Origin of the sequence: Desulfovibrio sp. (assembly GCF_019422935.1) — a bacterium.
In the GTDB taxonomy this organism is placed as follows: Bacteria; Desulfobacterota; Desulfovibrionia; order Desulfovibrionales; family Desulfovibrionaceae; genus Desulfovibrio.
Map to the genome: position 1 here is coordinate 113,694 of NZ_JAHZCJ010000011.1, position 23,214 is coordinate 136,907.

A 23,214-nucleotide genomic window follows, 5' to 3' on the forward strand; every position below is an offset into this window, starting at 1 on the left:
GCGCGCCAAAAGCCTGCATGGCAGGCTGAACCGGCAAAATTGCAAAGGCCCGGAACGCGGCTCCCGCCGCAAAAAACTATTCCAATCCCCAACCGCGCTGCCGCAAGTGGGACTCGATGGCGGAGCGGCACTGCAAAACCACGTCTTCGGGCGGCTGCGAGGCGTCAATAATGGCGAAGCGCTCGGGTTCTTCCTCGGCCAGGACCCTGTAGCCCTGGCGCACCCGCTCGTGAAAATCAAGGCTCTCAGCGTCAAAACGGCCTTCTGAAACTACCAGACCTTCCTGACGGTTGCGCTCGCCAGCGCGCATGAGGCCGCAACGCACCGGCAGATCCAGCAGCAGGGTCAGCTCCGGTTGCAGGCCGCCCGTGGCCGCCTGATTAAGCCTTTGCAGATATTCCGTATCAAGCCCGCGTCCGTGCCCCTGATAGGCCAGTGTGGAATCGGTGTAACGGTCGCACAGCACGGTCTGTCCTGCTTCCAGCGCAGGCCGGATGACCTCCGCCACGTGCTGCGCCCTGTCGGCAAGAAACAGAAAAAGCTCCGCCCGGCTGGAGAGTTCGCGCGTGCGGGCATCAAGCAGTATGGAGCGCAGGCTGCGCCCAAGCGCACAGCCCCCCGGCTCACGCGTACACAGGGGGTCGTGGCCATTTTCCTGCAAAAAACCCGCAAGATAGTTGATGGCCGTGGACTTGCCCGCGCCTTCTATACCTTCAAAAGAGATAAACATTCTTCTTTCACCGCTTTTTTGCGGGTTGCGGGGGCGGCTTTGTCCGGCGTACGCGCGGCCCGGTGCACGGGTCGCCCCAGCGTAGCCTGCCAGGGTGTCCAGGCCTCGCCTTCGCCCTCTATCTGGGCAAACAGGCCACGGCACTGGGCCATCTTGGCGTCCAGGTTGTCGGCATAGTGCAGGGCCATGGCTTCCGGCGTATGCGGCACGCGCACCGCACCGAACTCCAGCTCGCCATGGTGGCTCAAGATCAGGTGTTTCAGATGCCGCTGCAACGGCTCTTCCAGACCGGATTTAGCCAGATACGGCTCCAGCATTTCAATGCCCAGCATGAGGTGCCCCAGCAGGCGGCCCTCATCAGTGTAATCATTGGCGATACCGCCAGAGAATTCGCGCAGTTTACCAATGTCGTGAAACAGCGCTCCCGCAAGAAAGGTCTGCCGGTCAAGTTCCGGATAATGGTCGGCGATGCGGCGGCAAAGTTTGAATACGCTCAAAGTGTGCTCAAGCAGCCCGCCCACATAGGCGTGGTGCACCCCCTTGGCCGCCGGGCAGACTCGAAAGGCGGCGCGCATCTCGTCGTTATTAAAAAATCCCTGCACCAGCTTGCGCCATGGCGCGTGGACAAATTCCTTCTTGATGAGGTCAAGCAGTTCATCCAGCATTTCATCCAGCGAAAAGGGACTGGCGGGCATAAGGGCCGCATGGTCCACAGCGGCGCATTCCTCATCGGAAAGAAAGCGCATCTGCTCCACCGTGAGCTGCACCTGATCCCGATACAGCCCCGCGCGCCCTTCGGCCCACACAAGCGTTCCCGCCGCGATTTCGCTGAACTCCGCGCTCAGCGGATGCCATATCTTGGCTTCAAGGCTGCCGCTGGCGTCAGCAAGGGTAAGCCGCCAGTACGGGCCATTGCGCGACTGGCCCTGCGCAGCCTGCGTAACCACGAATATGCCGCGCGCCTCCGAGGCGGGGCCAATATCTTTGACGTAACAACCTTTTTCCATATATCGTTCCAGCGGCGCGTATCTGCGCCGGGCATGTGCTGTTTTCCACGCGGGCATGGCCCCTGACGCGGAACTTCCAAATTGGCAGGGCCGCGCAAAAACACTGGAACCACGCGGGCCTTAGGCCGAATTTCCCTTCTTTCCGAGGTATTGTCAAATGGACGTTCTTCTGACCAACGATGACGGCATCCGCGCGCGCGGCCTGCGCGCGCTTTACGCCGCCCTGCTTGAAGCAGGGCATACAGTGCATGTGGTGGCCCCCATGACCCAACAATCCGGCGTGGGCCACTCGCTGACCGTATTTGAACCTGTACGCGCCATGGATTTTGAAGAACCCGACTTCAAAGGTCTGGGTATTTACGGCACACCCACGGACTGCGTCAAACTGGCCCTTGGGCAGCTTTTGCCCAAAAAACCCGACATGGTTATTTCTGGCATCAATGCAGGCCCCAATGTTGGCCCGGACATTCTGTATTCCGGCACGGTGGGCGCGGCCACGGAGGCGGCCCACGAGGATCTGCCGAGCATTGCTGTGTCGCACGACTGCTACAAGGTCAAAAACGGCGACCTGCTGCCGCAGGCCCGGCACCTTGTGGCGCTGGCCGAGCGCATCGACTGGTCGCAGTTGGGCCGCCGCAGGGTCGTCAACGTCAACTATCCTGCCTGCCCGCTGGACGAGGTCAAAGGCCTGCGCGTCTGCCCGCAGACCAGCGCAGTGTGGGTAAACACCTACTCGGAGCGCCTTGACCCACGCGGCGCGCCCTACTGGTGGCTTGAGGGCGAAATTCCTGCGGAAACCATTGAACCGGACTCGGACAAAGACATGCTCAACCGGGGATACATTACCCTTACCCCCCTGCGCTTTGATTTTACCGATCCGGCTGGCCTGAACGCGCTGGCTGGCATGAAGCTCGGCTAGCGTCCACTCGGCCTCAGGGCCTTCGGCAACATCCCGGAAACATAAGGGATCAGGCGATCCCTCTTGACGCCGTCGCCCCATGTGGGCTACAGGCGCGCTCGGGCATACAAAATATGTTTCGCGTTTGCCTGGGCACTGCGCCCGCCGGAAGAACTGCAAAGTAAGCCCGTTTCCCGCGCGGCAGGCATTCCCCTTTACGGGGAATTGGTGTATGTGCAGACTTGTCATTTCCGGGCGACTTATGCTTTTTTGACCGTCCTTAATGCCAGACCCCTCTGGAGGAAATCATGCCTCTTATCAATCCCAAAGAAATGTTCGCCGCCGCCTATGCTGGCGGGTACGCCATTGGCGCGTTCAACGTCAACAACATGGAAATCATCCAGGGCATCATGAGCGCGGCCTCCGAGGAAAAATCGCCGGTCATCCTTCAGGTGTCTTCGGGCGCGCGCAAGTATGCCGGGCAGATATACATCATGAAGCTTGTGGAAGCTGCGCTTGCGCTTGACCCTTCCATCCCCGTGGTGGTGCACCTCGACCACGGCCCCAGCTTTGAAATGTGCCGCGACTGCATTGACGGCGGCTTCACCTCTGTGATGATCGACGGTTCGCACCTGTCGTTTGAAGAGAACATCGCCCTGACCAAGCAGGTGGTGGACTATGCTCACCCCCGTGGCGTCTGGGTTGAGGCCGAGCTGGGCAAGCTGGCTGGCATTGAAGAACATGTGCAGTCTGCCGAACACGTCTACACCGACCCCGATGAAGCCGTGGAATTTGTCAGCCGCACGGGCTGCGATTCACTGGCCGTCGCCATCGGCACAAGCCACGGCGCGTACAAGTTCAAGGGCGAAGCCAAACTTGATTTTGACCGTCTGGCCCGCATTGGCGACAAGCTGCCCAATTACCCCCTGGTGCTGCACGGCGCGTCCAGTGTACCGCAGGAATTTGTGAGCCTGTGCAACCAGTATGGCGGCCAGGTTGGCGGAGCCAAGGGCGTGCCAGAAGACATGCTGCGCAAGGCTGCGGGCATGAACGTATGCAAAATCAATGTGGATACGGACATCCGCCTGGCCGTCACCGCTTCCATCCGTCAGTATCTTGCCGAACACCCCGACCAGTTTGACCCGCGCGCCTACCTCACCCCCGCTCGCGATGCCGTCAAGAATATGGTGGCCCACAAGATCCGTAATGTCATGGGATCTTCAAATAAAGCCTAATCCCTACGCCCCAAGGAGCGCGAATCATGCCCGTGAAAGTTGGAATGAACGGCTTTGGCCGCATTGGTCGGTATCTGCTGCGTCTTATGGCCGACGATAACGAAATTCAGATCGCCGCCATCAACGCCCGTGCGGACAACGCCGCGCTGGCCTATCTTTTCAAGTATGATTCCACGTACGGAACCTTTCAGGGCACGGTTGATCACGATGAAAACGGCATCATCGTCAATGGCCGCCATATCACCGTTACCCGCTGCAAGGCTGGCGAATGGGAATGGGAGCGCCTTGGCGTAACCCTGGCCGTGGAAACCACGGGCACCATCAAGGATCGCGAAGGCCTTGCCCAGCATCTGGCCTGCGGCGCAAAAAAGGTTGTGATCTCCGCCCCCGGCAAGGATGTGGACGCCATGATTGTTATGGGCGTGAACCACAACACCTATGATGGCGCAAAGCACAGCGTCATTTCTGCCGCGTCCTGCACCACCAACTGCCTGGCCCCTGCGGTCAAGGTGCTGCACGAAACCTTTGGCTTCCGCCATGGCCTCATGACCACCATCCACTCCTACACCATGAGCCAGCGCATTCTGGACGGCACCCACAAGGACTGGCGTCGCGGCCGCGCCGCAGCTGTGTCCATGGTGCCTTCAAGCACGGGCGCTGCCAAGGCTGTGGGGCAGGTCATGCCGGAACTGGAAGGCAAGCTCAACGGCATGTCGGTGCGTATTCCCACCTTTGACTGCTCGCTGGTCGACCTGACCTGTGAAGTGGAAAAAGCCTGTGATGCCGCCGCTGTCAACGCAGCCCTTCAGGCTGCCAGCAAGGGCGCGCTGGCCGAAAACATGGGCTTTTCCGAAGAACCGCTGGTGTCCATAGACTACAAGGGCAGCACCTTCGGCGGCGTGGTGGATGCGCTTTCCACCCAGGTGCTTGACGGTACCATGGTCAAACTGCTCATCTGGTACGATAACGAATCCGGCTTCACCAACCAGTTGCTGCGCCTGCTCCGCATGGTGGGCAAGGACTGCTGATAGAGATTGCGCATTGCCCTGCCCGGCAGGGATGGGCTTGAATTACAAGCGCGGTGGGTTGCAATACCCGCCGCGCTTTATTTTTGCTTGCCCGTTTTGGCTGCCTCTGTTGCGGCGCATGCTTCACCCTGTCCCTTTTGGGCCTTTCTCAGCCCCAGGCTTGACGTGCGCGGCCCCGGGCAAATTCTGCTCACCACTCGTCTGCATGGGAAAAATTTTCCTCTTTTCTTTGCCACGTTTTACGCATTACCTAATAAAACTGGCTCTACGCAACGCTTTGCAGGCATTTCACCTGAACGCGTCATTTACGCCAGACCCTAATGCTTTTTGCCGTTGCGCCGATTAAGTGGACAAAAGGTGGTAGCACGCAAGGACGCGTCGGCATTTCGCGCCGCCTGTGACATACAGCATTCATGGAGGAATGTATGTATATCAATCACAATACCATGGCCTCGCAAGTAGGCAACAATCTGACCTCGCACTACAACGACCTGAAAACCTCTACCTCGCGGCTGTCATCCGGCCTGCGCATCAATTCCGCTGCGGACGATGCCGCCGGTCTGGCCATTCGCGAACTCATGCGTACCGATATCGCCGCCCTGCAACAGGGCGTGCGTAACGCCAACGACGCCATTTCCCTCATTCAGACAGCCGACGGTGCCTTGGGCATCATCGACGAAAAGCTGACCCGTATGAAGGAACTGGCCGAACAGGCCGCCACCGGTACCTATGACTCCACCCAGCGCCTGATGATCGAATCGGAGTACCAGGCCATGGCTTCGGAAATTACCCGAATCGCCACCGCCACGGACTTCAACGGCATCCACCTGCTGGACGGCAACCTGTCGAGCGATTCGCACGTTGGCAACACCATGTCCAGCACGGGCAAGCTGAAGGTGCACTTTGGCACAGCCAACGATTCGGCGGAAGACTACTACTACATCCAGATCGGCACGAGCACCGCCTCGGCGCTTGGTGTAGGCAATCAGGCTGCCAGCACTTCTGACGGCAGGTCGGTATCGACTCAGGAGGCGGCGCAGAAGGCTCTTGTAGCCATCACCAACGCCGTTGTTTCCAAGGACAAGATCCGGGCGCATCTGGGCGCACTGCAAAACAGGCTGGAGAACACCATCTCCAACCTGAGCACCCAGGCCGAAAATCTGCAGGCGGCTGAATCCCGCATTTCCGACGTGGACGTTGCCACGGAAATGACGCAGTTCGTCCGCAACCAGATTCTCACCCAGTCGTCTGTGGCCATGCTCTCGCAGGCCAACAGCATGCCCAAGCTGGCCTTGAACCTGATTTCCGGTTAGCTGTAAAACCAGGTGGTGGAGGGCAATAGCCCAGGACCGGCCAAGAGGCTGGGGAGAGCTTTAAGGCCACAACCAACATGTTTCTGATGAAAGCCGGGTCGCGTACGCGACCCGGCTTTTTTACGCTCTGTTACCTTCTGAGCATCGACAAATTCTGCACTGGCACAGCAACCGCAGCAATTTTTCAAAATGTGCAGCCCTTCATTTCCCCTATCTCCACCTTGCGCTCCAGCTCTAGCACGCTTGCCCGTCAACATTTCTGCTCCGTTCGATAAATACGGGATGCCCGCACCTGTTCTGTCACAACTTGCCTTGTGCTGAATAGCCCTGGGCAAACAAAGAATATTGTTCACAGCAGCCTACCTTAAAAATTCGCATCATATAGATATCCGTATATTTTTTTACTGCAAAGGCCGCAGCCCCCTGCAATCGGCCCACCAGCCGCCAGCTTATTGACGCTTGAATCTACGCCGTCTGGCATGAATCCTGCTGTAAACGGAGTGCAGGTTTTCAGGCAAATATTGCCCCTCTGAAGCCACGAATCAGAAAGGCAACAGCGCCTGTTGTTTAGGGCTGCCAGCCCAGGTCGGCTCAGGCCGATACCAGTCTGGCTTTTGGTAACTTTTTCCCCGCTCCTTGCGGGATGAACGGCGGCAGTCCGCATGGACGCGGACGCGCATAGTGCGTCGCCGGGCAGACAGAACATTCATGGAGGAATGTCATGTATATCAATAACAACTCAATGGCTTCCAATGTTGCCAACAACTTGACCTCGCATTACAGCGACCTGGCGACTTCGACCCAGCGTCTGTCCACAGGCTTGCGCGTGAACTCCGCTGCTGACGATGCCGCCGGCCTCGCCATTCGCGAATTGATGCGTACGGATATCAAGGCGTTGCAACAGGGCGTGCGTAATGCCAACGACGCCATTTCCCTCATTCAGACAGCTGACGGCGCCCTGGGCGTCATCGACGAAAAGCTGACCCGTATGAAGGAACTGGCGGAACAGGCTTCCACCGGTACCTATGACTCCACCCAGCGCTTGATGATCGAATCGGAGTACCAGGCCATGGCATCGGAAATTACCCGAATCGCCAACGCCACGGACTTCAACGGCATCCACCTGCTGGACGGCAATCTGTCCGGTGACACGCACGTGGGTAACACGATGACCTCCACCGGCAAGATGAAGATCCACTTCGGTACTGCCAACGACTCGGCGGAAGACTATTACTACATCCAGATCGGCACGAGCACAGCCTCTGCCCTCGGTGTAGGCAATGAAACGACTGCCGGTCGGGACGGTGCGACCATCTCCACCCAGGAAGCGGCACAGAAGGCCCTTGTGGCCATCACCAACGCGGTGGTTTCCAAGGACAAGATCCGGGCACATCTGGGCGCGTTGCAGAACCGTCTGGAGAACACCGTCTCCAACCTCACCACCCAGGCTGAAAACTTGCAGGCGGCAGAATCTCGCATTTCCGACGTGGACGTGGCCACGGAAATGACGCAGTTTGTCCGCAATCAGATCCTCACCCAGTCGTCTGTGGCCATGCTCTCGCAGGCCAACAGCATGCCTAAGATGGCCATGCAGCTTATCGGCGGCTAACGCTGGTTGAGGGCGTGCTTTAGCACGTATCCCAAAATATCCCCGAAGGGTTCGCCCTTCGGGGATATTTTGCTGCGGAAACGTTTCTTCCGGCGTGGCCCGGTATGGGCGCAAAGGTGCTGGCTCAGGCCAGCGCGGTCAGATCATAATCCGTATTTTCCACTATATCGCATTCCACAAGCGCTCCGGGCGCAACGCCCGGCCCGCTCACGTAGGTGATACCGTCCACCTCCGGCGCCTGAAACCACACGCGCCCGCTATGCAGCCCCGGCCAGTCGGGATGCGGGGCGTCCACCAGCACCTGCATACGGCTGCCCACCTGCGCGGAAAGCAGCTCGTTGCTGATGTCGGCCTGAATTTCCATAAGAGAATCCCTGCGCCACTGCTTGACCTCATCCGGCACCTGATCGGGCAGCGTTGCCGCCACTGTGCCGTCTTCTGCCTGATAGGCAAACACGCCCACATGCTGAAAACGGCTTTCTTCCACAAAACGGCACAGGCTTTCAAAATGCTCTTCCGTTTCGCCAGGGTAGCCAACAATAAATGTCGTGCGCAAAGCCGCATGGGGCAGCACTGAGCGCACTGTATCCAGCACGCGCCGGGGATCGCCCGCAAAAGGTCGGCCCATACGCGACAGCACGTCAGGGTGAGCGTGTTGCAGGGGAATATCCAGATAAGGCAGCAAAGGTGCGCCGCAATCTTTGATAAAACGCAAAAGTTCCGGCGTCACACCTGTAGGATACAGGTAGAGCAGGCGCAACCAGGCGAGGCCCTCAAGCCCCACCAGCTTTTCAAGCAGGCTGGGCAGGCCGTGCTTGAGCCCAAGATCAACACCCCAGGAGGTCAGATCCTGCGCCACAAGATCAAGCTCGCGCACGCCTTGGGCCAGCAGAGCCCTTGCTTCATCGGCAATATCATCGGCGGTCAGCGACTTGAGCCCGCCCCTGATGGAAGGAATGGTGCAGAACGCGCACTTGTGCCTGCACCCCTCGCCCACCTTGAGCCATGCGTATGAAGGGCCGGTAGAGAGCAGCCTGCCGCCGCCGGGGATACGGGCAGGCGGCTCGGGCAGGTTCAGGGCCGCTGCCAGCATGGCTGGCCAGCGCGGCAGATCACCCGTGGGCAGCCACACGTCCACTTCCGGCAGTTCCGCGGCCAGATCGGCAGCGCCATAACGCCCCACCATACAGCCGCCAACAGCCAGCAGAGGCTTGACCTTGCACTTTTCAAGCCGCTGGATGGCGTCCACTACGGCGCGCACAGATTCACGCACGGCAGGATTGATGAATCCGCAGGTATTGATGAAAACCAGACGCGCCTTGCCCATGTGTTCCACATGCTGTACGGCGACCCCAAGCGAACCGAGCAGGCGCTCACTGTCCACGCGGTTTTTGGGGCAGCCAAGGCTCAGCGACCATACTTTCAGGGAATGAGGAAAAATAGCTCGTGTCATGGAGGCACAATACAGAGGGGCGGGGCGCTTGTCATCATTGAGGCCCGTTCCCATCCTTCAGACTGGGCGTGCCCAAGCCTGCAAATTTGCAAAACGATAACACAGATGCTAGATCTAATCTGTTGTCTAACAGGCTAATACACGAATGTAATGCCGCACGGCGGAACACAACTATGAAAAACGCAGACCCTGCAAACCTCAGCATATCGGCTACCCAATCCGGGGAAGAGCCACCTGCGGAATCTCCCCAGGAAATTTGCCTTTCCCACGCCTTGCAGAGCGTCTACGGCGACATATTGCTTATAGATTTTGAAAGAAATACCTGTCGCGAACTGTACCACGGGGAAGGTCACTTTACGCGCATGCCCCAGAATAAGCCCCTTGCCGAAACGCTGAGAAACGAACTTGCCGAGAGGGTACACCCTGACGACGCACAACGCTTTGCGGTGTTTTTTTCTCAAGACAGCCTGCGGCAGATGCTGACCCAGACTCCCCTCTTTGCGGCGGAAGACATTCGCAAAAAAGCCCTCAACGGTTTGTACCGATGGGTGCGTATCATTGCCTTTCCTGCGCCCCAATACGGCGGGGAACAGACCTATATTGTCTGCACAGAAGACATTGAAAACCACAAGATTGCGGCCGACATTGCCCATGAAAACGAGATGCTGCGCCGGCAAAAGCTGGATGCCCTGCGTTACAAGGCAGTGGTGGACCACACCCGCACCCTGGTTTTTGAATGGAGCGGCACAGATCTGACCTATCTGAGCCACAGGATTCCCGAACTGCTGGCGGGCGAATATGACGGGCGCAATCCCTTTGACGTCTGGCGTGAAGACGATGTTCTCTACGCGGGCGACATGGAACCCTTTGACACCTGCCTGGCGCGCCTTGCCCTGGGCATCCGCTCTGGCGAAATGACCGTTCGCCTGCGCCGCCGCGACGGTCAGTACATCTGGTGCAAGATCACCTACACCAAGCTTGACGACGGGGAATCTGAAGAGCGTTACATCGGCACTCTCAACGATGTGGACGCAGCCACCCGTACCGAGCAGGCTCTGCGACTGCGTGCAGAGCATGACCCCCTCACAGGCGCTTTCAATACCCAGACATTTTTTGAAAAAATAGACAAGCTCATCAAAAATCGGCCCAACGAGCAGTACTGCGTACTGCGCTTTGACGTGGCCGGGTTCAAGGCCATCAACGAATCTTTCGGACTTGAAGAGGGCAACCGCCTGCTGCGGGGCATTGCCCGCCTGATCCGCCAGCGCCTCATACCTGAAAAGGAAATTTTTGCCCGGCTCACCGCCGATGTTTTTGCCGTCTGCCTCACAGGCGGCAACGAGCGAACGCTGCAGTTCATCCAGAACCTTTCCCTGCGTCTGGATCACTATTCCGACACCTTTCGGGTCAAGCTGTTCTTTGGCATCTGCCCGGTGGAGAACTCCCGCACCCCGGCCCACATTTTGTGCGACTGGGCCTATCTGGCGCAGAAGACAGTCAAGGGCAGCGACATTGTCAACTTTGCCTTTTACGACGATGCCCTGCGCAAACGCCTGCACGATGAAAGCTACATCACGGACCAGATGTACGAAGCGCTGGAAAAACACCAGTTCAGGCTTTTTCTGCAACCAAAGGTGCAGATTTCCAGCGGACGCATTGTGGGCGCAGAAGCGCTGGTGCGCTGGCAGCACCCCACAGACGGGCTTATCCTGCCCGGCCGTTTTGTCCCCCTTTTTGAACGCAACGGCTTTATTGTGCGGCTGGACTCATACATCTGGGATCAGACTTGCCAGATACTGCGCACATGGCTCGACAAGCAATATGAACCCATGCCCATTTCCGTAAACATGTCGCGTCTGCATTTTAACGATGACGACCTGCCCAACAAGCTTGTCAGCCTTCTGAACAAATACAATCTGCCCCGCCACATGCTTGAGCTGGAACTGACCGAGAGCGCCTTTTTTGCCAATGAGCCAAGGCTGAAACGCCTTATGAACGAACTGCGGGCTGCGGGATTTGTTTTTTCCATGGACGATTTCGGCACGGGCTACTCGTCGCTGAGCACGTTGCGTGATCTGCCCTTCAACGTGGTCAAGCTTGACCGGGCCTTTATCAGTGACGGCACCACCAACAAACGCGGCCAAATTGTGGCCCGCAACACCATCGCTCTGGCGCGCGATCTTGATATGTCCATTGTGGCCGAAGGCGTGGAAACCAAGGAACACGCCCGCTTTTTGCTCAACAGCGGCTGCAACTGCGCTCAGGGCTTCTACTATTCCCGGCCAGTGGATACGGCGGAGTTTGAAGTGCTCAGCTTTGTGCAGGAAAAGGCCTTCTGGGTGCATCCGCAGCTGAAGCAGGACGCCATCCGTTTGGGGCTGCCCATAAGCACGGAAGCCCCCATCAAAGAATACTGATTCCTTTCGTTCCGCTACTCGCCAAGCCCCAGCACACATCCCAGGCCGTCAGGCTACAGCAGAACTGTCGTGGCATCTGCCGCCTCAGCGTCTCCAGCTTGTATGGTCGAGGGATTTCCCTGGCTGTTCTTCCGAGGCTGGTGTGACAGGCCCCACTAAGCTTGCCCCTGCTACAGCGGCAGACGCAGGAGACGGATGGTATGCGGCTGGATATACAGCAGCTTGCCTTCGCGAATGTCGTCCGCACGGGTCACAAAGCTGTCCTTGTTCACGTTCAGGATGGCTTCTGCCTCGTGGCTGCAATCAAAAAGATGCAGTACGTTATCGGTCAGGGAGTCGGCGGTGGTCCAGTGCCGATTCACAGGCGGGCCATCCGGAATGATGTGGCGCAGAAAACGGAAGATCACAGCCCGGCCGCTACCCGGCGCAAGCCATGTACGGCAGCAATCCCAGACCTGATCCACAGAGGGGTCGTCCTCATCGGTAAAGGGCTGGCGCACTTCCAGCGGAAAGGAACGGCTCTGAATACGCAGCATGCCGTCAACCAGCCCGCAATAGTCGGTTTCCTGCTCCAGCACGGCACGGAAGGCTTCCGGCGAGGCCGCAAGGCCCATCAGCGTTTCGTTAAGAATGTCGCGCGCCTTGAGAACCCTGATGGAGTGGGTCAGCCGCAAGCCGTTGAGCACTGCATAAATTGCACAAAAGGTGTCCAGTTTGCCCTGATAAAACGGTTTCAGCATGAATACCCCCATCCGTTGTTATGCCCACAGCAACACCCAGGGTCAAGCCTCCCACCCCGCCAACATTTCTGCTTTTGCCAAGGTCTTTCTTTACAAGCTGCTGCCTCGCGTGTATAAAAGAGCCTTCACAAACAATATCACAATACCTTGATATGCAGATATTCACAAATCCCCAAGAGTTGGCGGCCCAATGCAAGGCCTGGCACCGCGCCGGAGACGACATCGCTCTGGTGCCTACCATGGGTTACTACCATCAGGGGCACGAAGACCTCATGGCCTTTGCCCGCACGCAGGCGAAACGCTTGGTGGTGAGCCTTTTTGTCAACCCTACCCAGTTTGGCCCCGGCGAGGATCTGGAAGCATACCCCCGCAATGCCGAGCGCGATGCGGACATAGCCCGCAGTCATGGGGCGGACGCGCTGTTTATGCCGCAGCCCGAAACCATGTACGCGCAGGACCACGCCACCTGGGTGGAAGTTCCTGAACTTTCCCGAGGCCTGTGCGGCCTCACCCGGCCTGTGCACTTTCGCGGTGTATGCACCGTGGTGCTCAAGCTCTTTATGCTGACCGGCGCGGATATTGCCGTATTTGGGCAGAAGGACTGGCAGCAGCAGGCCATTCTGCGCCGCATGGTGCGCGACCTTGATGTGCCTGTGCGCATTGAAACGCGCGAAACCGTGCGCGAAGCTGACGGCCTGGCCCTTTCCTCGCGCAACGTCTACCTCAGCCCGGACGAACGCGCCCATGCTCCAGAGATTCGCAAGGCTCTGCTTTACGCCCAAAAACTGGCCCAGAGCGGCGAAACCAGCGTCAAGCTGCTGCGCGAAGCTGTGCTGCGCCGCTGGGCGGAATTTCTGCCCATGGGGCGCCTTGACTACCTCAGTATTGTTCACCCGGAATCCATGACTCCGCTCACCGAAGTCACCGGTCCGGCGCTCATGGCCTGTGCCGTGCGCATAGGCAAGGCCCGGCTTATCGACAATATTCTGTTGCGACCCTAAAACCCGCGCCGCACTGACGCGAGCGCCCAAGGAGATTCATATGCACACCAAGGGCAAATACTTTTTCACTTCCGAATCTGTAACTGAAGGCCACCCTGACAAAGTCGCCGACCAGATTTCCGATGCCATTCTTGATACCCTGCTGGCACAGGACTCCAACGCCCACGTGGCCTGCGAAACCCTCGTTACCACAGGTATGGCCGTTATCGCTGGCGAAATCACCACCAGCGGCTACGCCGACCTGCCCCATGTGGTGCGCGAAACCATCAAGGACATCGGCTATAACAGCTCAGATATGGGCTTTGACTGGCAGACCTGCGCTGTCATCAACGCCATTGGCCACCAGTCGCCCGACATTGCCCAGGGTGTGCTGCGCGAAAAGCCCGAAGATCAGGGCGCGGGCGACCAGGGCATGATGTTTGGCTTTGCCTGCAACGAGACCTCCACCCTTATGCCCGCCCCCATCTACTGGGCACACCAGCTCTCGCAACAGCTGGCGAAAGTGCGCAAGGACGGCACGGTGGACATCTTCCGTCCCGACGGCAAGACCCAGGTTTCCTTTGAATATCAGGACGGCAAACCCGTGCGCATCAACAACGTGGTGGTCTCCACTCAGCACAGCTCCAACGCCAGCCAAGCTGATGTGGCCGAAGCCGTGAAGAAGCACGTCATTCGCCCCATTCTGGAACCCTCCGGCTATTTTGACGAAAAGGCCTGCGAAATCTTCATCAACACCACTGGCCGTTTTGTGGTGGGTGGCCCCATGGGCGACTGCGGTCTCACAGGCCGCAAGATCATTCAGGACACCTACGGCGGCAGCGGCCACCACGGCGGCGGCGCGTTCTCCGGCAAGGATCCCTCCAAGGTTGACCGTTCCGGCGCGTACATGGGCCGCTACATCGCCAAGAACGTTGTTGCCGCTGGCCTCGCCCCTGTGTGCGAAGTACAGATCGCCTACTGCATCGGCGTGGCCCAGCCCGTCAGCGTCCTCGTGTCCTCGCAGGGCACCAGCGATCTGCCGGACGAACTGCTGACCAAGGCCGTGCGCGAAGTCTTTGACCTGCGCCCCTATTTCATCAGCAAGCGCCTTGATCTCAAGCGCCCCATCTACCAGAAGTCTTCCTGCTACGGTCACTTTGGCCGCGAACTGCCGGAATTCACCTGGGAAAAGACTGATGCCGTAGCCGACCTGCGCACCGCCGCCAAGGTGTAGCGCAAGCCAGCGCATTTGCCCTTTTGAGGTGCAGGAAACTCCTTGCTGGGTTTTCTGCACCTCATTTTTTGTCCATATCTTTTTGCTCGCATATTCCGGCCATAGACTTTTTGCCACCTTAATTCCCGCAAAATATCCCGTTCGCCCTCACGAGTTGCAAGCCGCCCCGCCCTTGCCTATACTGACTCACTTGACCGCGCCGCTCCGGCGCTATTCCGGGCAGCTTCACCCATGAACTGCCAGTCGTCTGCGTGAGCAGACGCCCGCCACCGAGGCCTTGGCGCAATACCTTGCGCTGACAAACGCCCGCGTGAGCGACTTAACATGCTGTAGTGAAGGCGAGGTAGCACATGGCTGGCAATACATTCGGACAGGCCCTGAGGCTGACAACTTTCGGCGAATCCCACGGCGTGGGCCTTGGCGGCGTCATTGACGGCTGCCCGGCGGGTCTAGCCCTGACAGAGGCCGACATTCAGGCCGAGCTTGACCGCCGCAAACCCGGTCAGGGCCCCACCGCCACCAAACGTAAGGAATCGGACACGGTTCGTCTGCTCTCCGGCGTGTACGAGGGCATGACCACTGGCACCTCCATTGCCTTCTATATCGCCAACGAAGACCAACGCTCGCACGACTACGGCAATCTGGCCGAAGTTTTCCGCCCCGGCCATGCGGACTGGGGATATTTTCAGAAATACAACGGCATACGCGACCATCGCGGCGGCGGGCGCTCCTCCGGGCGCGAAACCGCAGCCCGCGTTGCTGGCGGCGTCATTGCCCGCAAGATTCTTGAACGCCGCGGCGTAAAGATCATGGCCGCTTGCGTGGAGTTGGGCGGCACCGCCGTGCAGGACTGGGCCACCCTTGACCTGGACAATGCCCGCAACCGCCCCTATTGCGCCGCCACTGAAGCCATGCCCCCCCTGTGGGATCAGGTGGTGCTGGCCGCCCGCAAAGCGGGCGACACATTGGGCGGCATTGTGCGCATTGAGGCGCGCAACGTTCCCGCAGGCCTTGGGGAACCCGTATTTGACAAGCTGGAGGCTGTGCTGGCCCACGCCATCATGAGCATTGGTGCGGTCAAAGGCTTTTCTGTTGGCGAAGGTTTCGGGGCGGCCAAGTTGCATGGCTCGCAGAACAACGATCCCCTGCTCCCCGCCGACCCGGCGCAGCCCGGAAAGGCCAGCTTTGCTTCCAACCACGCAGGTGGCATCTTGGGCGGCATTTCCAGCGGGCAGACCATTGTCATGCACGCTGCGGTCAAGCCCATCGCATCCATAGCCGTTACCCAGCAGACCGTGGACAAGGAGGGCAATGCCGCCGCTGTGCTCATTGGCGGGCGGCACGACCTTGCCGCCATCCCTCGCGTTGTGCCGGTTATGGAAGCCATGACAGCTCTGGCCCTGGCAGACGCCCTGCTGCTCCAGCAGCGTATGGGGCTGGGCCTGTGAGCAAAAAGGCCGACGCTCGCACTCTGAACTCCCTGCGTTCTGTTGGCCCGGCAACCATTGAAGACCTGCGCCTGCTTGGCGTTGCTGATATTTCCGACCTGGCGGGGTGCGACCCTCAGGCCCTTTATGATGAATTGTGCCGCATCAAAGGCCAGAAAGTTGATATCTGTTGCCTTGATGTTTTTAACTGCGCCGTAGCCCAGGCAAAGAACCCGGAACTTCCTGATGATCAGCGCGACTGGTTCTGGTGGTCGCGACAGCGCAAGGCTGCAAAAAGCCCAAAGATTGCTGACAAGGCGAGTGCATGAGCAACCTGCCCCTTTTGCAAGATCCCGATTCCGTTGAACTCACCGGCACGGTGGAGCGCGTAGTCTTTCATAATGAAGAAAACGGCTACACTGTGCTGCGTCTGTTGCCCGCCAGTGCGAACAGCGGCAATGGCAACGCTGGACTCACCCGCCCGCGTGACCCTGTTTCGTGCATCGGACACATGGTCAATCCGCAAGCGGGCGTACAACTCAAGGTATCAGGCCGTTGGGTCAATAACCCCAAGTTTGGCCGCCAGATCGAGTTTCAGAACGCTGATGAAATGCTGCCCGCCACCAGCGAGGGCATCCGCCTCTATCTCGCCTCGGGCCTTATCAAGGGCGTTGGCGAAGAAATGGCCGGGCGCATTGTGGAAGCCTTTGGCACTGATACCATACGAATTCTTGACGAAGAGCCAGAGCGCCTGCTCAAGGTGCGCGGCGTGGGCAGCAAGAGCCTTGACCGCATCCGCACCTCCTGGGCCGAACACCGGGGCATGCGCGACCTGCTGCTCTTTTTGCAGCCCCACGGCATCACACCAGCTTATGCTGTACGCATTTACCGCGCTTACGGTGCTGAGGCGCTCGTCATTGTACGCGAAAACCCCTATCGGCTTGCCATGGATATCCACGGCATCGGCTTTGTCACCGCTGACGCCGCAGCCAGCAAACTGGGCTTTGAGCACGACAATCCCCTGCGGGTTCAGGCGGGCACCCTCTATGTGCTGCAAAAAGCCACGGACGACGGCAACGTTTATTTGCCGCAGGCGGAGCTGACCGAGGCGGTCTGCGCCCAGATCGGCGTTGACGAAGGCCTTGTGGAGGATGCCCTCGCCGCGCTTGAAGCTGACGAGCGCATTGTACGCGAAGAGTTGGACATGCCCGATGCTCCCGGTGAAATCGGCGTGTACATGCGGCGCTACCACCACTGTGAGTCAAAAACCGCCTTCTACATCCAACGCCTTTTGCGTTCGCCCAAATCCGTGCGGTTTGAAAAGCCGGATGCTCTGGTGGACAAGGTTGTGGGCGAGCTGAACATCTCCCTCGCGGCAGAACAGCTTGAGGCCGTGCGCACCGCCGCCCGCAGCAAGATGATGGTGCTCACAGGCGGCCCCGGCACGGGCAAAACCACCATCATCAACGCCATCATCAAACTCTTTGGCGAGGTGCGCGCCCGTATACTGCTGGCCGCCCCCACAGGCCGCGCCGCCAAGCGCATGTCTGAAACTTCGGGCCGCGAATCGCGCACCATCCACCGCCTGCTGGAATACAGCCCCAAGGAAGACGGCTTTGCCCGCAATGAGGACAATCCCCTCGCCTGCGGCCTTCTCGTGGTGGACGAAGCCTCCATGATGGACACTCTGCTCTTCTACCACCTGCTCAAGGCCGTGCCGCTGGGCGCAACGCTTGTTTTGGTGGGCGATGTGCACCAGTTGCCCTCGGTAGGCCCGGGCAACGTGCTTGCAGACATTATCCGCTCCGGCGTTGTGCCTGTTGTGGAACTGACCGAAATTTTCCGTCAGTCAGCGGAGAGCGAGATCATCTGCAATGCCCACCTTATCAACCGTGGCGAAATTCCCTCGCTGGAATCGAGCAAGGATCGGCTCTCGGACTTTTACTTTATCCACCAGAATGATGCAGAAAAAGCCGCAGAGCTCATTGTGGATCTGGTGCGCAACCACATTCCCCGCCGCTTCAATCTCGACCCGGTGGACGACATCCAGGTGCTCACGCCCATGCACAAGGGCGCAGTGGGCGCTGGCCGCATGAACGCCTGCCTGCAGGAAGCCCTGAACCCTCACGGAGTGGAAGTGCGCCGTGGCGACCGCTGCTTCCGCCTGCACGACAAGGTCATGCAGATACGCAACAACTACGACAAGGACGTTTTTAACGGCGACATGGGGCGCATCAGCTTTATGGATGTGCGCGAACGCACCCTCAGCATCACCTTTGACGAGCGCGTTGTGCCCTACGAATTTGATGAACTGGATGAAATCGCCCCCGCCTACGCCATTTCCATCCACAAGTCGCAAGGCTCGGAATACCCCGCTGTGGTTATTCCCGTCATGATGCAGCACTATGTGCTCCTGCAACGCAACCTCATTTACACCGGTGTAACGCGCGGCAAAAAACTGGTCATTCTGGTTGGCGAATCCCGTGCCCTGCACATGGCCGTCAAAAACAACAAGACCCGCAAGCGCTTCACCCGCTTGGCGCAACGCCTCACGCCTGTGGAGTAGCGGGGTCTTCACAAATTATCGTTCTGAAACTCCAGCCAGTTTGTACTGCGGATTTTAAAGAAACAGCGCCGACCAGGATTCATTATGAAATACCTTGATGACTCATGGGAAAGAAACGAGCATTTCAATTTTTTTCAGTCGCGGAGAAATCCGTGCTTCAGCGTCTCCTTTTCGGCAAATGTTGCCAAATTGTATGAAATAAAAAAGCAGAATAGCTTTCGGCTTACGGATTGCATCTATTTTGCCGCCATGCTTGCCGTTCATGGCGTTGCTGGCTTCAGACAGCGCATAGTCAATCTTCGACCCGTAGAGTTTGACCGCATTGATGCGGCGTTTACCTATATCCCCAAAGGTAAAGCATTGCATTGCAATTGCGTTGCGAAATTTGATCGAAAATTTTCCGTATTCAGCAGCAATATCAGCGCTGCCCGGGCCATTGCCGACCAGAAGCCAACCCTTTGCCCCGAGGGCGGCGAGGTGCAAAGCTTGATCTACTTTAGCTGCGTGCCAGATATTCCCATACTTTCAGTGACAAATCCCTGGGGTGATCCGTGGATCGACAGCGTGCCCAGAATCCTTTTTGGCAAAAAAGATGACGCAGGGAATGTCACCATCTCCATTGAAGCGCTCCACAGCTTTATTGACGGGATACATCTGGCTGAATTTTACAAGATCTTCACGCAAATCATCGAATCTCCCGAGCAATACTTCAGCTGATTGCGACAGCGTCTGTAAAAATTCAAGCCCGGCTCATTCCATGAACCGGGCTATCTTTTTTTCATGAGGTCAGACTTGCCTGCGCTATGCGCGAGTGAGCTGCTTAGTATGCGCAGGGAGTCTTTTTCTTATGCTTTGCCGCGCGATGGATTTTGTTCGCTGACAAGGAAAGCAGGGCTTTTTGCGCAGGGAGTGTACGCCAATGGTACTCGACCGGAGCAAAAAGCCCTGCTTGACGCTGTCAGCGGGCAAAAGACGCGTGCGGTCAAAAAACGCGTGCAGAGCTAGGCACTGGCGGCAAGATGCAAATCGCCCATAGCCAACCTCCACGCAGCAATATCTTCCACACTGCACAAAGGCATGTTGTGGGCGCGGGCAAAGCTGGCAACTTCGGGCAGACGGGCCATTTCGCCGTCATCCATGGTCAGCTCGCAAAGTACACCGCAGGGTTCAAGGCCTGCCATACGCATGAGGTCAACCGTGGCTTCCGTGTGGCCGCGCCGTTCCAATACGCCGCCGGGCCGCGCCCGCAAGGGGAACACATGACCGGGGCGGCGCAGATGGGCGGGCTGGGCATCGGGCGCAGCGGCGGCCTTGATCGTGGCAACGCGGTCAGCGGCGGAAACACCTGTGGTAACGCCCGTGGCCGCCTCAATGGTGACGGTAAAGGCAGTTCCCTGCGTATTGGTGTTGTGGTCGGTCATCATGGGCAGGTCAAGACGCTGCACATGATCGTCCGTAAGGCACAGGCAGACAATGCCGCTGCAATGCCGGATCAGCATGGCCATCTGCGGCACTGTAATGTGCTGCGCGCTGAAAATGAGGTCGCCTTCGTTCTCGCGATTTTCGTCATCCACAACGCAAACGCCGCCGCCTTTGCACAATGAGGCAAGAGCAGCGCGAACACGTTCTTCAGAGGTGCCGAAAGAGGCAAGGGATAATGAGGACTGATGCATTCCGTTCTCCTGTTTCCGGCTTTGTTTGCCGGGAGATGGTGCATCAGGGCGTGGACGGGCCGCAACACAAAGTGCGCCTTCCAATAAAGGACGCACCGCTGCTGTGGGCGGCAAAAAACCGTTCTCTTCCATCCGGACTATAACCGTCGGCTTCGGATTCTCACCGAATCTGCTGACCCCAAACACTGGGCGCTCGCGGGCTGGCGGAAGCCTGCTGGCCGCCGCATCACCGCCGGTGGGGACTTTCACCCCGCCCTGAGAAATCTTGTGCAGCTTACACCCCGCAAGAGGCATGTGCAAGTCTCACGTGTGCCTGCCGCAGCATTTCATAAACGCAATGATTCAAGCAGTTGCCTTGAACACTACCGCCTCGTACCAGAATAATTGCGCCCCCGGTAGCTTCCACGAGCCGGGAGGCACCCCGGCCTTGAGACACAAATTATCCAGATAGGCCAGTCGATCCCAACCCTGCTCCACGGGCACCTGCGGCAAAAATACGCCGCTGCGTCCCTCGTAGACCAGCACAAGGCCGTGCCGCCCCACCTCGATTGCCTCTGGCCCTGGGCAGGGGCTGAGCTCGTCCAGAACGGAAATATCAAGGGCGACATGGGGCCATTCGGCAAGCGTCAAAGCGGGGAAACGTGGGTCTGCAAACGCCGCCGCCTGCGCCATGTGCCATACGGTCGCATACAAAGGTTCACGCCCCACAATATTGCCAATGCAGCCGCGAAGCCTCTCACCCATATTCAGGGTTACAAAAGCCCCAAGCGTTCGCCACAGGGCGCTCTCTGCCGCGAATTGGTCGGCAGCAGGTTGCGGAACATCCGCCACGCTTTTCCCGGCCAATCCGGCTTCTATGGACCTGCGGGCCTGATGCGACAAAAATTGCTTTTCAGCGTCAGACAGGGAAAATGCAATACTCATACTGCCTCCCGCGTAACAAACAGAGGGTGAAAGCGAAACAGGGCAGTCCAGTATACAGGGTTGCCCGCTCAGCACAGATTGCGGGAAACGCTCGCGCGGAGCAAGCCTTTGTGATCACGCGGGGCGTAGATGTTACCACGTATGTCGTATGACCTTCAGCTACGCGGCTGCTGGCCGTGCTTGGCGAAGCCTCAGACGTGACCCAGGTGGAGGAGCTTGCCGCCCCTCAGAAGCAAGAAATGCCACAACTCACGTTGCGGCATAACTTGATGAGGCTTACACGCAAAGGCTGACGCACCTTGCGAAGGCGCATGCTTCAAGGCATGCCCTTGCCGTTCGAGATAAGAATCCCGACAAATAAACCTGAGGCATTCTGGCGAAATCTGCCAGGCTACATCGGCTAGCATCAGAGGGCCGTCAGCAACAAAGACGCGCTTTTTATGCAGGGAGCGTACACGTTGTACTCGACCATAATAAAAAGCGCGTTTTGGCGCAGCCGAAAGCAAAGACACTGGGCCAATGCGGTCTGCTGCTAATCTTCGCCTTCAGCGGCAGACTGCTTGCCCGCGCCCTTCATGCCGTACATGGTGGTGGAACCGGAAGACCAGAATTCCAGCACTTCTTCGTTCACCAGCTTGGTGAGAACTTTCTTCACGTCGCGGGGTCCCTTGTCGGGGAACAGTTCAAGGAAATCCTTGAAATAGAACTTGGACTTGGACGAGGATTTGCTTTTCAGGAATTCAACAACAACGTCTTTGTCGTCAGCCATGGTGAGTCTCCTGTCCCGGCGGCGCAAATAGCGCCGCCGGGGTTGATAAACAAGCTATATCTAGAACTTGAACTGCGTGCTCTGACGCCATGTGTAGTAGGCGGGATCACGGAAGTCGTCGATGAGGTGGTGGGTGAATTCAAGGCCGGTCATCTTGAAGAAGGTTTCCCAGCCGATGCGTTCAGCCCAGTCGCCCAGACGTTCGTACTTGTTGGCGTTGGCCGCGTACACTTCAACGATGTGCTTCACGGTCTTGGTCAACGAAGGCCAACGGGGCGGTTCGTTGGGGATGTAACCCACAACGACCTTGGAGAACTTGGGCATGCTGATGCGGTTGGAAACCTTGCCGCCAACCATGATGGCAACGCCGTCGCCTTCGCCGTCCGAGATGGGCAGCGCAGGGCACATGGTGTAGCAGTTACCGCAGTACATGCAGCGGTCTTCCTTGATGGCGATGGAGTTCACCTTGTTGCCGTTGTGTTCCACCTTGGTGGGACGCACAGCGGCGGTGGGGCAAGCAGACACGGCCAAAGGAATTTCGCAGAGCTGGTCAGCCCATTCGTGGTCGACCATCGGGGGCTTGCGGTGGATACCCACAAGGCCTATGTCCGAGCAGTGCACGGCGCCGCACATGTTGATGCAGCAGGCAAGCGCGATGCGCACGGGGGCGGGCAGACGCATGGACTTGAAGTCTTCAAACACGGCGTCCATCACGGCCTTGACCGGGCCGGAGGCGTCGGTCGCGGGGGTGTGGCAGTGCACCCAACCCTGGGTGTGCACCATGTTGCTGATGCCAGCGCCGGTGCCGCCCACGGGGAACTTGAACGAGCCACCGTCAAACTTGCGGCTGTTCAGGTCGTCGCGCAGGGCCTTCATGCCGGCTTCGCTGTCCACCATGAATTCAATGTTGTTACGGGTGGTCCAGCGCAGGTAGCCGCCACAGTGCTTGTCGGCGATGTCGCACAGCTCACGGATGTGAGTGATGGACATGGTACGGGTGCCGCCCACGCGGACGGTAAAGCACTTGTCGCCGCTTTCGGCCACGTGCACGAGCACGCCGGGCTCCAGAATTTCGTGATAGAGCCACTTGCCGAAGTTGTTCTTGATCACCGGCGGGAAGTATTCATTATACTTATGGGGTCCGATGTCAGTAATGCGGCCTTCCATCGGTTTTGCGGGATTGTACCCGGAAGAAATAAAAGCCATGTTCT

Annotated in this window: 20 protein-coding genes and 1 riboswitch; of the genes, 12 read left to right on the top strand and 8 right to left on the bottom strand. The window is 58.4% G+C overall.

Going from position 1 to position 23,214, the window contains the following annotated elements; all coding sequences use genetic code 11:
• Positions 1-76: 76 nt before the first annotated feature.
• Positions 77-730, bottom strand: a complete 654-nt coding sequence (gene tmk, locus QZ383_RS13380) for a dTMP kinase (RefSeq protein WP_291446153.1) — start codon at positions 728-730, stop codon at positions 77-79.
• Positions 706-1,737 (bottom strand): HD domain-containing protein, encoded by a 1,032-nt coding sequence (locus QZ383_RS13385; RefSeq protein ID WP_291446154.1) that lies wholly within the window; start codon positions 1,735-1,737, stop codon positions 706-708. The genes tmk and QZ383_RS13385 overlap by 25 nt, the downstream gene beginning before the upstream one ends.
• A gap of 157 nt (positions 1,738-1,894) precedes the next feature.
• Between QZ383_RS13385 and surE the strand changes: the two genes are divergently transcribed.
• From surE to QZ383_RS13410, 5 genes are all read left to right on the top strand, one after another.
• Positions 1,895-2,656: a 5'/3'-nucleotidase SurE gene (gene surE / locus QZ383_RS13390; protein WP_291446155.1), complete on the top strand. Its 762-nt coding sequence runs from the start codon at positions 1,895-1,897 to the stop codon at positions 2,654-2,656.
• Positions 2,657-2,943: 287 nt separating this feature from the next.
• Complete coding sequence (gene fba, locus QZ383_RS13395; protein WP_291446156.1) at positions 2,944-3,870, top strand: class II fructose-1,6-bisphosphate aldolase; 927 nt, start codon at positions 2,944-2,946, stop codon at positions 3,868-3,870.
• Positions 3,871-3,896: 26 nt separating this feature from the next.
• Positions 3,897-4,898, top strand: a complete 1,002-nt coding sequence (gap, locus tag QZ383_RS13400) for a type I glyceraldehyde-3-phosphate dehydrogenase (RefSeq protein WP_291446157.1) — start codon at positions 3,897-3,899, stop codon at positions 4,896-4,898.
• A 425-nt stretch (positions 4,899-5,323) separates the two neighbouring features.
• Complete coding sequence (locus tag QZ383_RS13405) at positions 5,324-6,211, top strand: flagellin (RefSeq protein WP_291446159.1); 888 nt, start codon at positions 5,324-5,326, stop codon at positions 6,209-6,211.
• A gap of 721 nt (positions 6,212-6,932) precedes the next feature.
• Positions 6,933-7,820: a flagellin gene (locus QZ383_RS13410; protein WP_291446160.1), complete on the top strand. Its 888-nt coding sequence runs from the start codon at positions 6,933-6,935 to the stop codon at positions 7,818-7,820.
• Positions 7,821-7,944: 124 nt separating this feature from the next.
• On the opposite strand, the gene rimO is transcribed toward QZ383_RS13410, so the two are convergent.
• Positions 7,945-9,273, bottom strand: coding sequence for a 30S ribosomal protein S12 methylthiotransferase RimO (gene rimO / locus QZ383_RS13415; RefSeq protein WP_291446162.1), 1,329 nt, complete (start codon positions 9,271-9,273; stop codon positions 7,945-7,947).
• Positions 9,274-9,446: 173 nt separating this feature from the next.
• Between rimO and QZ383_RS13420 the strand changes: the two genes are divergently transcribed.
• Positions 9,447-11,690, top strand: a complete 2,244-nt coding sequence (locus QZ383_RS13420) for a sensor domain-containing phosphodiesterase (protein ID WP_291446164.1) — start codon at positions 9,447-9,449, stop codon at positions 11,688-11,690.
• Between the two features lie 170 nt (positions 11,691-11,860).
• Here QZ383_RS13420 and QZ383_RS13425 read toward each other — a convergent pair whose 3' ends face one another.
• Positions 11,861-12,430: a hypothetical protein gene (locus QZ383_RS13425; protein ID WP_291446165.1), complete on the bottom strand. Its 570-nt coding sequence runs from the start codon at positions 12,428-12,430 to the stop codon at positions 11,861-11,863.
• 152 nt (positions 12,431-12,582) lie between these two features.
• On the opposite strand from QZ383_RS13425, the gene panC reads away from it, so the two are divergent.
• From panC to QZ383_RS13455, 6 genes are all read left to right on the top strand, one after another.
• Complete coding sequence (gene panC, locus QZ383_RS13430) at positions 12,583-13,431, top strand: pantoate--beta-alanine ligase (protein WP_291446167.1); 849 nt, start codon at positions 12,583-12,585, stop codon at positions 13,429-13,431.
• Positions 13,432-13,471: 40 nt separating this feature from the next.
• Positions 13,472-14,644: a methionine adenosyltransferase gene (metK, locus tag QZ383_RS13435; RefSeq protein WP_291446183.1), complete on the top strand. Its 1,173-nt coding sequence runs from the start codon at positions 13,472-13,474 to the stop codon at positions 14,642-14,644.
• A gap of 350 nt (positions 14,645-14,994) precedes the next feature.
• Positions 14,995-16,092, top strand: a complete 1,098-nt coding sequence (gene aroC, locus QZ383_RS13440; protein WP_291446185.1) for a chorismate synthase — start codon at positions 14,995-14,997, stop codon at positions 16,090-16,092.
• A complete protein-coding gene (locus tag QZ383_RS13445) occupies positions 16,089-16,400 on the top strand; it encodes a helix-hairpin-helix domain-containing protein (RefSeq protein ID WP_291446187.1) in 312 nt (103 codons plus the stop codon). The genes aroC and QZ383_RS13445 overlap by 4 nt, the downstream gene beginning before the upstream one ends.
• On the top strand, positions 16,397-18,637 hold the full coding sequence (locus QZ383_RS13450; RefSeq protein ID WP_291446189.1) for an ATP-dependent RecD-like DNA helicase: 2,241 nt from the start codon (positions 16,397-16,399) through the stop codon (positions 18,635-18,637). Before QZ383_RS13445 ends, QZ383_RS13450 begins: the two co-directional genes overlap by 4 nt.
• 84 nt (positions 18,638-18,721) lie before the next feature.
• Entirely contained in the window at positions 18,722-19,354 is a 633-nt protein-coding gene (locus tag QZ383_RS13455; protein WP_291446191.1) for a CatA-like O-acetyltransferase, read from the top strand.
• 284 nt (positions 19,355-19,638) lie between these two features.
• On the opposite strand, the gene ribB is transcribed toward QZ383_RS13455, so the two are convergent.
• The 4 genes from ribB to dsrB all read right to left on the bottom strand — a co-directional run bounded on the left by ribB (position 19,639) and on the right by dsrB (position 23,209).
• Positions 19,639-20,310, bottom strand: a complete 672-nt coding sequence (ribB, locus tag QZ383_RS13460; RefSeq protein ID WP_291446193.1) for a 3,4-dihydroxy-2-butanone-4-phosphate synthase — start codon at positions 20,308-20,310, stop codon at positions 19,639-19,641.
• Positions 20,311-20,426: 116 nt separating this feature from the next.
• Positions 20,427-20,577: riboswitch (FMN riboswitch) on the bottom strand.
• A 75-nt stretch (positions 20,578-20,652) separates the two neighbouring features.
• Positions 20,653-21,234 (bottom strand): AmmeMemoRadiSam system protein A, encoded by a 582-nt coding sequence (amrA, locus tag QZ383_RS13465; RefSeq protein ID WP_291446195.1) that lies wholly within the window; start codon positions 21,232-21,234, stop codon positions 20,653-20,655.
• A gap of 532 nt (positions 21,235-21,766) precedes the next feature.
• Complete coding sequence (locus QZ383_RS13470; protein WP_022658933.1) at positions 21,767-22,003, bottom strand: dissimilatory sulfite reductase D family protein; 237 nt, start codon at positions 22,001-22,003, stop codon at positions 21,767-21,769.
• A gap of 60 nt (positions 22,004-22,063) precedes the next feature.
• A complete protein-coding gene (dsrB, locus tag QZ383_RS13475; RefSeq protein ID WP_291446204.1) occupies positions 22,064-23,209 on the bottom strand; it encodes a dissimilatory-type sulfite reductase subunit beta in 1,146 nt (381 codons plus the stop codon).
• Between the last annotated feature and the right edge of the window lie 5 nt (positions 23,210-23,214).

Excerpts from the sequence above, each read along its gene's own strand:
- dsrB (WP_291446204.1), bottom strand. The coding sequence starts at position 23,209 with ATGGCTTTTATTTCTTCCGGGTACAATCCCGCAAAACCGATGGAAGGC.
- fba (WP_291446156.1), top strand. The coding sequence starts at position 2,944 with ATGCCTCTTATCAATCCCAAAGAAATGTTCGCCGCCGCCTATGCTGGC.
- QZ383_RS13455 (WP_291446191.1), top strand. The coding sequence starts at position 18,722 with ATGAAATACCTTGATGACTCATGGGAAAGAAACGAGCATTTCAATTTT.
- QZ383_RS13450 (WP_291446189.1), top strand. The coding sequence starts at position 16,397 with ATGAGCAACCTGCCCCTTTTGCAAGATCCCGATTCCGTTGAACTCACC.
- QZ383_RS13470 (WP_022658933.1), bottom strand. The coding sequence starts at position 22,003 with ATGGCTGACGACAAAGACGTTGTTGTTGAATTCCTGAAAAGCAAATCC.
- metK (WP_291446183.1), top strand. The coding sequence starts at position 13,472 with ATGCACACCAAGGGCAAATACTTTTTCACTTCCGAATCTGTAACTGAA.
- tmk (WP_291446153.1), bottom strand. The coding sequence starts at position 730 with ATGTTTATCTCTTTTGAAGGTATAGAAGGCGCGGGCAAGTCCACGGCC.
- amrA (WP_291446195.1), bottom strand. The coding sequence starts at position 21,234 with ATGAGTATTGCATTTTCCCTGTCTGACGCTGAAAAGCAATTTTTGTCG.
- QZ383_RS13410 (WP_291446160.1), top strand. The coding sequence starts at position 6,933 with ATGTATATCAATAACAACTCAATGGCTTCCAATGTTGCCAACAACTTG.
- QZ383_RS13405 (WP_291446159.1), top strand. The coding sequence starts at position 5,324 with ATGTATATCAATCACAATACCATGGCCTCGCAAGTAGGCAACAATCTG.
- panC (WP_291446167.1), top strand. The coding sequence starts at position 12,583 with ATGCAGATATTCACAAATCCCCAAGAGTTGGCGGCCCAATGCAAGGCC.
- QZ383_RS13420 (WP_291446164.1), top strand. The coding sequence starts at position 9,447 with ATGAAAAACGCAGACCCTGCAAACCTCAGCATATCGGCTACCCAATCC.
- gap (WP_291446157.1), top strand. The coding sequence starts at position 3,897 with ATGCCCGTGAAAGTTGGAATGAACGGCTTTGGCCGCATTGGTCGGTAT.
- QZ383_RS13385 (WP_291446154.1), bottom strand. The coding sequence starts at position 1,737 with ATGGAAAAAGGTTGTTACGTCAAAGATATTGGCCCCGCCTCGGAGGCG.
- aroC (WP_291446185.1), top strand. The coding sequence starts at position 14,995 with ATGGCTGGCAATACATTCGGACAGGCCCTGAGGCTGACAACTTTCGGC.
- QZ383_RS13425 (WP_291446165.1), bottom strand. The coding sequence starts at position 12,430 with ATGCTGAAACCGTTTTATCAGGGCAAACTGGACACCTTTTGTGCAATT.
- ribB (WP_291446193.1), bottom strand. The coding sequence starts at position 20,310 with ATGCATCAGTCCTCATTATCCCTTGCCTCTTTCGGCACCTCTGAAGAA.
- rimO (WP_291446162.1), bottom strand. The coding sequence starts at position 9,273 with ATGACACGAGCTATTTTTCCTCATTCCCTGAAAGTATGGTCGCTGAGC.
- surE (WP_291446155.1), top strand. The coding sequence starts at position 1,895 with ATGGACGTTCTTCTGACCAACGATGACGGCATCCGCGCGCGCGGCCTG.